Origin of the sequence: Aeromonas sp. R7-4, from assembly GCF_040908055.1 — a bacterium.
Classification (GTDB): Bacteria; Pseudomonadota; Gammaproteobacteria; order Enterobacterales; family Aeromonadaceae; genus Aeromonas; species Aeromonas sanarellii.
Genome location: NZ_JBFODA010000012.1, coordinates 78,368 through 87,517, shown reverse-complemented (window position 1 = coordinate 87,517; position 9,150 = coordinate 78,368). Strand labels below are relative to the sequence as shown.

General features: G+C 63.6%; 8 protein-coding genes and 1 tRNA gene. 6 read left to right on the top strand and 3 right to left on the bottom strand.

Translation table 11 applies throughout. From position 1 onward, the window contains the following. Nucleotides 1–82: transfer RNA gene (locus AB5Y72_RS02075), tRNA-Tyr, on the bottom strand. Between the two features lie 126 nt (nucleotides 83–208). On the opposite strand from AB5Y72_RS02075, the gene AB5Y72_RS02070 reads away from it, so the two are divergent. Further along, nucleotides 209–733, top strand: coding sequence for a VC2046/SO_2500 family protein (locus AB5Y72_RS02070; protein ID WP_325782470.1), 525 nt, complete (start codon nucleotides 209–211; stop codon nucleotides 731–733). A gap of 75 nt (nucleotides 734–808) precedes the next feature. Here the strand turns inward: AB5Y72_RS02070 and raiA are convergent, their stop codons facing one another. Then, entirely contained in the window at nucleotides 809–1,141 is a 333-nt protein-coding gene (raiA, locus tag AB5Y72_RS02065; protein ID WP_042077364.1) for a ribosome-associated translation inhibitor RaiA, read from the bottom strand. Between the two features lie 392 nt (nucleotides 1,142–1,533). Between raiA and AB5Y72_RS02060 the strand changes: the two genes are divergently transcribed. The 5 genes from AB5Y72_RS02060 (at nucleotide 1,534) to yciA (ending at nucleotide 8,825) form a co-directional block, all read left to right on the top strand. Then, the gene (locus tag AB5Y72_RS02060) at nucleotides 1,534–4,053 is read left to right on the top strand and encodes an EAL domain-containing protein (RefSeq protein ID WP_325782469.1); all 2,520 of its coding nucleotides are present in this window, start codon (nucleotides 1,534–1,536) and stop codon (nucleotides 4,051–4,053) included. Nucleotides 4,054–4,136: 83 nt separating this feature from the next. Continuing rightward, a complete protein-coding gene (locus tag AB5Y72_RS02055) occupies nucleotides 4,137–6,053 on the top strand; it encodes a transglycosylase SLT domain-containing protein (RefSeq protein WP_325782557.1) in 1,917 nt (638 codons plus the stop codon). 177 nt (nucleotides 6,054–6,230) lie between these two features. Further along, nucleotides 6,231–7,229, top strand: a complete 999-nt coding sequence (locus AB5Y72_RS02050) for a LacI family DNA-binding transcriptional regulator (RefSeq protein WP_325782468.1) — start codon at nucleotides 6,231–6,233, stop codon at nucleotides 7,227–7,229. Nucleotides 7,230–7,475: 246 nt separating this feature from the next. Beyond that, entirely contained in the window at nucleotides 7,476–8,288 is an 813-nt protein-coding gene (locus tag AB5Y72_RS02045; RefSeq protein ID WP_325782467.1) for an NAD-dependent epimerase/dehydratase family protein, read from the top strand. A 138-nt stretch (nucleotides 8,289–8,426) separates the two neighbouring features. After that, nucleotides 8,427–8,825 carry an acyl-CoA thioester hydrolase YciA gene (gene yciA / locus AB5Y72_RS02040; RefSeq protein WP_029314261.1) on the top strand — a complete coding sequence of 133 codons (399 nt, stop codon included), beginning with the start codon at nucleotides 8,427–8,429 and terminating at the stop codon, nucleotides 8,823–8,825. 6 nt (nucleotides 8,826–8,831) lie between these two features. Here the strand turns inward: yciA and AB5Y72_RS02035 are convergent, their stop codons facing one another. Further along, nucleotides 8,832–9,056, bottom strand: a complete 225-nt coding sequence (locus AB5Y72_RS02035) for a hypothetical protein (protein WP_042077371.1) — start codon at nucleotides 9,054–9,056, stop codon at nucleotides 8,832–8,834. Nucleotides 9,057–9,150 lie beyond the last annotated feature (94 nt).

Here is a 9,150-nt window from a genome sequence, read left to right as displayed (position 1 = left end):
TGGAGGGAGAAGGATTCGAACCTTCGAAGGCAGAGCCGTCAGATTTACAGTCTGATCCCTTTGGCCGCTCGGGAACCCCTCCCCAAGTGCGAGGCGCATACTAACAGATCTGCCGCGCTTGTGAACCCCTTGGTAGGGATTTTTAATGCTTAAAGGATCGGGTTGATGGCCGATAAGCAATGAAACCCTTATTTCCAAGATTTATCTCATGCTGCCCAGTGCGATTCGTGACCGACTGCTCGTCGATGAGGCCCAGCTTGGCCAGCGGCTCAACCAGGATCTCCGCCAGGGAGACAGGGCCGACTTCAGGCTGCACCTGGCGCTCCTGACCGAGGCGGTGGAAGAGCAGCCCTGGTTTGACGGCCCGCCCCCGGCTGCCTCTGGCACGACGCCGTGGCGCACCCGCTTTGGCCTGATGCCCCAGGCCCCCCTGCAGGGGGGAATGGAGGAGACCGAGGCCGGAGCGCTGAACGAGCGCCTGCAGCAGGGGGGCTGCATGGCGGACGTCCGGCTCTGGCTGGCGCTGCGATCCCCCCCGCTGGTGAGCCGGGCGCCGGCGCTGGATCCCGCCGTCTATGACAACCTCTCGGCGCTGGGCCGCGAGCGCTGGCTGGGGAAGCAGGCCGCCAGCCCCCTGGGTGGCGAGCCCAGGGGGGAGGAGCCTCTGCTCATGTTGCCGCTGCTGGATGAACTCTCTCGCGGAGTGGATGCCAGGCTGCGCTGGCTGGGGTGATGGGCGCCGAGTCGGCGCCATGCAAAAAGGCGGGATGACCCGCCTTTTGCTCAATGGATGGAGAGGTGAACCGGATCAGGCGTCCGCTTCGTCCGGCTGGGCCACTTCCTTGCCGGCGGCACGGCGGGCGATGGGCTTCTCCGTGTGACGGTTGAGCTGGCGCTCCAGCTTCTGGCCCAGATCCGTGATGGCGGCATAGAGATCCTCATGCTCTGCCTGCGCAAACAGCTTGCCGTTGGGGATGCCGACCGTGGCTTCGACGATATACATCAAACGCTCTTTGGAGATGATCACGTGGGGTGTGATAAGAGGCACCTGAAGACGCTCGAGCTTTTCAAAACGGGATTCAATGCGCTCGCGGATGGCTGGGGTGATGTCAATGATTTTGCTGGTCATTTCAATTTTCATATTGGCCCCCTTCGGGTCGTCTTGCTTGTGTCTTCACCCTCAGATTACCCATGTGGCCAAATCAGAATGTGATCTGCGTCACGAAATGTCCCCCTGGCGATCTCACCGTCCCCAAATTGTGAGCTTTTCCCGTTTCATGCCAAAAACCGCTTGAGCTCAGTGAAACAGGAAGGCAGTATCAGGGAATAGGATCGTTTCTGTCCCCCTCTTGGCAGCGCCTTGTGCCGACCCGATATCCGGTTTTCGCCGCACCGCCTCGTATTTTCTCTATCCACATCGCGTTATCGCATCGCAGAAGATTGCCATGCGCCGGTGGAGATATGCGCGTAAACGGATATGCTTTTCTGCAAGAGTCGGGGGTGGATGACGTGGTTGTCGTGTCGGAGTCGTAAATGAAGCAGCAAGCCACCCAGATGATGTGGTTTTATGATCGGCAGCATGAGCAGTGGAGTCTGTCGGATCATGTCTCTTGTGAGCCCTGGGCAGGGGAGGGGCCTCATCCCTGGGCCGGGCAGCTGGTGCCGGAAGACGAAGCGGGTTTCGCCGATTTTCTCTCCAGACTCCACCACAGTGGCCAGTCCGGCCAATTCATCGGTCACCTCGGCGACGAGACGGGCAATGTGCACCATGTGCTCTGGTACGGTCAGTATGTGGCGGCCCAGCAGCTCTGCTGCGGCTGGCTGGCCCCGCTCGAGATGATCCACCGCGAGATGAGCCGCACCGAGCCGCCCGCCGGGATCATTCCGCCACTGCCCCTGTTGCAGGCCCCCTTGCTGGCCAAGCTGGCACAGGCGCTCTCCGCCAAGACGGGGCTCGATTTCTGCCAGACCCTGGTGAACGAACTGGCCCATATCCTGGGGGCCAGCGCGGTCTGGCTGACGGAGCGGGTCGGGCTCGACCGGCTCAGGGTGCTGGCGAGTCACGGCATCGACGTCAAGGAGTACGCCCTGGGCGACATGCCCTGCCAGCAACTCTATCGGCAGGGGGCCACCAGCCCATCCCCCGTCAGTGAACAATTGAGCGAGGGCCAGGGCCTGCCCGCTGGCCTGCACTACTACGCCCAGCCACTGCTGGATCGCGGTGGCCAGCTCCTGGGCCATCTCGCCCTGCTGTTCCCGAGCCAGACCCAGACCGCCGATCTGGGCTCAGTGCTGACCATCTTCTCGGTGCGCATGGTGGCCGAGCTGGAGCGTCTGCAGAGCGATGCCCTGATGCGGCTGTCTGCGGTGGCGTTCGAAACCCACGAAGGCATCATCATCACGGATCCCGAGTTCAAGATCCTGCGGGTCAATTACGCCTTCAGCCAGATCACCGGCTTCGACAGTCAGGGGGTCATAGGCCTGCACCTTGGCAACGATCTCTGGTCGGGACTGGGCGGGCTGGGCTATGAGCTCAACGCCCTCGATCGCTGGCAGGGGGAGACCCTGCGTCTGCACGCCGACGGCCGCGCCTATCCCCAGTGGGAAATCGTCACCCCGGTGCAGGACGACAAGGGGGGCATCAGCCACTACGTCATCTTCTTCGAGGACATCTCCGAGCGAAAGGCGGCGGAGCGCCGCATCCAGGATCTCGCCTATTACGACGAGCTGACCGGCCTGCCCAATCGCCGCCAGCTGCACGAGACCCTGGCCCAGGCGTTCGCGGAGGCGAGCCGTGAGCACCTCATCGGCGCCCTGCTGTTCATCGATCTCGACCACTTCAAGACCATCAACGACTCCCTCGGCCACGCCACCGGTGACTGGCTGCTCAAGGAGGTGGCCAGCCGGCTCAAGCGGCTGGTGCGCCAGGGAGATTGCCTGGCCCGACTCGGCGGCGACGAGTTCGTGCTGCTGCTGCCGGCGCTCTCCATCAGCCCGCCCCAGGCGGAGATGCAGGCCGACCTCATCGCGGAGCGGCTCATCGGTGAAATCGCCGCCCCCTACAGCCATGGGGGACAGGTGCTGCACATCGGGGCCAGCGTCGGCATCACCCTCTTCCCCGGACGGGAGCAGGAGGCGGGGGATCTGCTCAAGCAGGCCGACACCGCCATGTACCAGGCCAAGTCGGCGGGCCGCAAGACCCGGCGCTTCTTCGATGCCTCCATGCAGTTGCAGGCCGACCGGCGTCTGCTCATCCACAACGAGCTGCGCAGCGCCCTCGACAACCAGGAGCTGACCCTGCACTACCAGCCCCAGCACATGGTCGAGGGGGGGGACCTCATCGGGGTGGAGGCGCTGATCCGCTGGCAACCGCCGGGCCGGGCCTTGGTCTCCCCCGCCGAGTTCATCCCCATCGCCGAGGAGACGGATCTCATCGTCGACATTGGCAACTGGGTGCTGCACGAGGCGTGCACCCAGTACGTCTCCTGGGAGGAGAACGGAATCCACGTGCCCCAGCTGTCGGTCAACGTCAGCGCCAAGCAGTTCCATGCCCCCGATTTCGTCGATCGCATTCACGACGTACTGGCCTCGACCGGCATGGATCCCGCGTGCCTGAACCTGGAGATCACCGAGTCCGTGGTGCTCGGCCATGCGGAGGACACCATCAGCAAGATGACCGAGCTCAAGACCCTGGGCATCAGCTTCGCCATCGACGACTTCGGAGCCGGCTACTCCTCCCTGAGCTACCTCAAGCGGCTGCCGGCGGACGAACTCAAGATCGACCGCTCCTTCATCCAGGACATCCCCAAGGATGGGGACAACATGGCCATCGTCGAGGCGGTGATCGCCATGGCACGCCACATGGGGTTCAACGTGACGGCGGAGGGGGTGGAGTCCCGCCAGCAGCTGGAGTTCCTGCAGGCGCAGGGCTGCCATTTCTTCCAGGGGTATCTCGCCTCCAAGCCGCTCCCCGTGCCCTATCTGGAACGCTATGTCAGCCGCCTGGTGCGCAGCGAACGCAGCGCCTTTGCCGACAAAAATAGTGTGGCGTAGCCCGGGGGCTTAGCGGGTAGAATGAAGGTATGTCACCACCGCCAGCGGGCGGTGGTCGTGCCTTTGAAGGGAGAATGCCATTCGTGAAAGCCGTGCAGGGAATCATCTTATCGGCGCTGTGTGTGCCAGGGCTAGTGGCACCCGTCTTTGCGCAAACCATGGAACAGTCCCTCTATCGTGAGGGCTATGACGCCGTGCGGGCCAATGATCAGACCCGTTTCGAGCAAATTCGTGCCCGTCTGAGCCATTACCCCCTGCGGCCCTATCTGGACTACTACCAGCTCGCCTTCAGGCCGGGGGCGGCGGACTATGACGACGTGACCCGCTTCATCCGCCAGCACGGGGACACGCCCCAATCCAACCGCCTGGAGCGCGCTTACCTCAGCTATCTGGCCCAGAGCCAGCAATGGTCCCAGTTTCTGCGCTTCTACCCGGCCAAGCCGAGCTCCACCGATCTGCTCTGTCAGCACTATCAGGCCCGCTACTACACGGGGCACAAGAGCGAGGCCCTGAAGGAAGCCGGCAAACTCTGGCTGAGCGGCCAGTCCAGGCCCGATGCCTGCGATCCCCTGTTCGATCTCTGGCAGCAGGCTGGACTGCGCACCCAGGAGAAGATCTGGCAGCGCATGAGCCTGGCCTTCGAGGCGCAGAACCCCAATCTCATTCGCCACCTGGGGGCCCAGCTCGGCAGCGGCATGAAGGGATACGGGGATCAGATGATCGCCCTGTATGAGCAACCCGTGCGGGCGATGAATCCGGCCAACTTCATGGCGACACCGCCATCGCGCCAGCTGCTCTCCCTGGGACTGGCCCGCTATGCCAATGAGCAGCCGGATGCGGTCTTGCGCCAGCTGGGGGAGATGACCCGCCGCTTCGGCCTGAACCACATCGAGGTGACCCGGGTGGAGCGGGCGGCCGCCCGCCGCCTGCTGCTCGATCGTTCCCTCGCCCAGCGCAGCTGGCTGGACGCGGTCCTGGTGCGCCTGAAGGATGGCGAGCTGATGGAGCTGCGTGCCCGCCTGGCCGTTTGGGAGCAGGACTGGCGCGGGCTGGAGGGCTGGGTCAAGCGGATGCCCATGGCCCTGCAGAAGGAGGATCGCTGGCGCTACTGGATGGCGCGCTCGCTGGAGGAGCAGGGGCGGCAGAAACCGGCGCGGGAGCTCTATCTCGAGACCGCGAACCTGCGCGGCTTCTATGGCTTCATGGCGGCGCAGCGCACCGGGGTGCCCTATCGCATCAAGAACCAGAGCGTGGCGCACAAGGTGCCGGACTGGCGTACCGCCAGCCAGCGCTGGCCCTTCCTGCTGCGGGTGCGCGAGCTGCTGGCGATGAACGAGATCACGGCGGCCCGCTCTGAGTGGATCCACAACATGGATCGCAACAGCGTGGCACAGCGTCTCGAGTTCGGTCACATCGCCCTCAACCAGGGCTGGCACGAGCTGGCCATCCTCTCCAGCATCCGGGCCGAGGCCTGGGATGCGCTGGACTTGCGCTTCCCGCTGCCGCTCAAGCGCACCTTCTCCCAGATGGCCCAGGAGCGGACCATGAACACCAGCCTGCTCTACGCCATCTCACGCCAGGAGAGCGCCCTCTACCCGCTGGCGCAGTCGCCGGTCGGGGCACGGGGCCTGATGCAGCTGATGCCGGCCACCGCCAGGGAGACGGCGGGCAAGCTGGGGGTCCCCTATCGCAACGAGCAGCAGCTGTTCGATCCGGCCATGAACATTCGCCTCGGCAGCGCCTACCTCAAGCGCCTGCTGGACGTGTATGACGGCAACCGGATCCTGGCGGCGGCGGCCTACAACGCGGGCCCGGGCCGGGTGAAGCGCTGGCGTGAGCAGAGCGAGAACAAGCCGATGGATGTCTGGGTGGAGAGCATTCCCTATCGGGAGACGCGCAACTATGTCCAGAACGTCCTCTCCTTCGACCTCATCTATCAGCACAAGCTGCAGCAGCCCCTGCGTTTCATGTCGGAACGCGAGCTGAATCACGCCTACTGAGTCAGGGGGCAGTCGTTGTCGCGGCTGCCTCCCATTCTTGCCCAAGAATGGTTATCATCCCTTAAGCTTTGTTACAAAAGGAAACCTGCCAGGTGATCGGGCCCCGCGTCTTGGTCTGGCAGGTTCGATACAATGCCCGATCATCACAGACAGGCTTTCCCAACAAAGGAATCGAGAGTGGCAACGATCAAAGATGTGTCTCAGCTGGCGAATGTCTCCATTTCGACGGTGTCTCGAGTGATCAACAACACGGCTCAGGTGGCGCCAGAGAAGCGCGAGGCCGTGCTCGCGGCCATGAAGGAGCTCAGCTTTCGTCCAAACAGCTTCGCCCAGGCCCTGGTAAGCAAACGTTCCAACTGCATCGGCGTGCTGGTGGGCGATCTGTGTGGCGGCCCCTTCTTCGCCCAGATGATGCGCGGCATCGAGAGCATGGTCGACAAGGCGAACAAGTTCACCATCGTCGTCTCCGGCAACCACGATGCGGCCAGGGAGCGCCACGCCATCCAGGCGCTGCTGCAACGCCAGTGCGACGCCCTGATCCTGCACAGCAAGGCCCTGCCTGACGAAGAGTTGAGCAAGCTGGCGTCGGGCACGACCCCCATCGTCTTCATCAACCGCCAGGTGCCGGGTTGCGAGGAGCGCTGTGTCTGGCTGGACAACCAGGCGGGCATCACCACGGCCTGCCAGCATCTGCTGGACGCGGGCCACCGCAAGATAGCCTTCGTCACCTCGGATGACGAGGAGTTCGTCGATGGCCAGCAGCGGATGGCCGGTTATCGCTTCGCCCTGCAACGGGCGGGCATCGAACTGGATCAATCCCTCATCGGTCGCGCCTACGCCGACGAGAAGGGCGGCTATGTGGCCATGAGCGAGCTGCTGGAGCGCGGGGTCGAGTTCACCGCCGTCCTGGGCTTCAACGATGCCATGGTGGCGGGGGCCATCTCCTGCCTGCTGGAGCGGGGTTACAAGATCCCCCAGCAGGTGTCGGTGGTCGGCTTCGACGACATCCCCTATGCCCGTTACATCTATCCCAAGCTCACCACGGTGCGCTACCCCATCGAGGAGATGGGAGAGCGGGCCGCGGAACTGGCCCTGCGCCTGCTGGATCACAAGTCGGTAGAGGGGCTGGCGCTCAAGTTTGAAGCGGAACTGGTGCGTCGGGAGTCGGTGGCCTGAGTCATAAAGTTGGCCCCAAGTGGGCCGACTTTTTCGCAAAACATTGAAAGCGCTTTCAGAAATCCTTTTCAACTGTGATCCGCTTCAAAGCTTTTTAGTGACGCTGCCACTAGGATAGGCCCACGAATTAGGAGCGTGCGCTCCCGATTTTCCCGCTGTGGGAGGTAACCGGCTCATCCGGCTATTTCCTTCGTTACTTTCGACGGTCATCATTGGATGGCCGTTTTTTTTTGTCAGGATCCTGGAATGACGCACGAACATGAGTATCAGACGGGCATCGTCGGCGCCGGCTGGCTGGGGTTGCCGCTGGCACAGGCGCTGCAGCGGTCGGGCCAGCGGGTCGCGGTGACGGTCAGCAGCGCCGAAAAGGCCGGGCGACTGCGAGGGGAGGGCATCGCCGCCTGGCCGTTGCTGCTCGCCCCCGAGATGGAGACGCTGCCGTTTCGCTGCCGTGACCTGGTGATCTGCGTGCCCCCCAGCAAGACCCGGGATTACCCGGCATCGGTGGCCCGGCTGTGCCGGTTGGCCCTGATGGCGGGAGTGCAGAGAGTGCTGTTTATCAGCGCGACCTCGGTATGGGCGCCCGGGCAGGGGGAGGATGAGACGCCTGCCCCTGCCCACGAGAGAGGGATGCGAATGCGGGCAGCCGAGCTCGCCGTGCTGGACGCCGGCTTTGCCTGCGCCATGGTGCTGCGCCCGGCCGGCCTCTACGGCCCCGATCGCCATCCAGGGCGTTTCCTCGCGGGCAAGACGTTGGCGGGGGGCGGGCAGGCGGTGAATCTGGTGCACCTGGACGACGTGGTGGCTGCCTGCCAGCTGATGCTGGCTCAGGGGCTGGATGGGGAGACCTACAACCTGAGTGCCCCTGTCCACCCGAGGCGGGAGCAGCTCTACCCCTTCGCGAGCCGTCTGCTCGGGCTGGTGCCCCCGCAATTCATCGAGCCGGCCGGCGACTTTGCCCCCATCGAGGGGCAGCGCATCTGCCTGCGGCACGGTTTCGTCTATCGCTGGCCGGATCCGGCCCACTGGTTTGCCGAGCAGGCTGCCCTGAAGGGGTGAGCCAGGGATGCTGTCGGATTGCCATGGCGGCTGACCACGTGTGGGAGCCAGGTCTGGCGCGGGCCTGAGGGCAATTGAGGTTTGCCAAGGGCGGGATCGCCCCCTATCATGCCGCCATCCATGACAGAGAGAGCGGTAATGATGGAAGAGACAAAGCGTCACCCCGATGGGGAACTGTTGCTGAGAACCCTGGCGATGCCAGCCGATACCAACCCCAATGGCGATATCTTCGGGGGGTGGATCATGTCCCAGATGGATATAGGTGGGGGCATCATGGCCAAGGAGCTGGCAAAGGGACGCATCTGCACCGTCTCGGTCGAGGGGATGACCTTCCACAGCCCGGTCAAGGTGGGGGACGTGGTGTGCTGCTACGGGCGCTGCCTGAAGATAGGGCGAAGCTCCATGCGCCTCAAGCTGGAGGTCTGGGTCAAGCCGGTGCTGCGGGAGAACGAGGCCCAGCGCTACTGCGTGACCGAGGGGGTATTTACCTACGTGGCCATCGACGATCAGGGTAAATCCCGCCCGGTCCCGGTCTGACGCGGGTCAGATCAGCCGGGCATTGATGATGGATATTTCCTGCTCAAGCCCGGTTTTTTGCCGTATCATGCGCTCCAGCATCTCTTCCGAGCCGACGCACTGATGGGTGTCAAACAGGCAGAGATCGCACTGGGGATCCCGCCTGATCTGATAGACGGTGGAAAGCTCCACTTGATGACAGGTTCCTTGTTGATCATAAAATGTCACGCGGTATTGGTGCTGTCTCGCCATGGCGGGATCCCTCGTGGGTGAGTCGGGCCGGACACGAATAATGAGACTAGTCGGCGATCATGAGCTCTGTGAGGGCCATGGCGCCTTGCAGAGG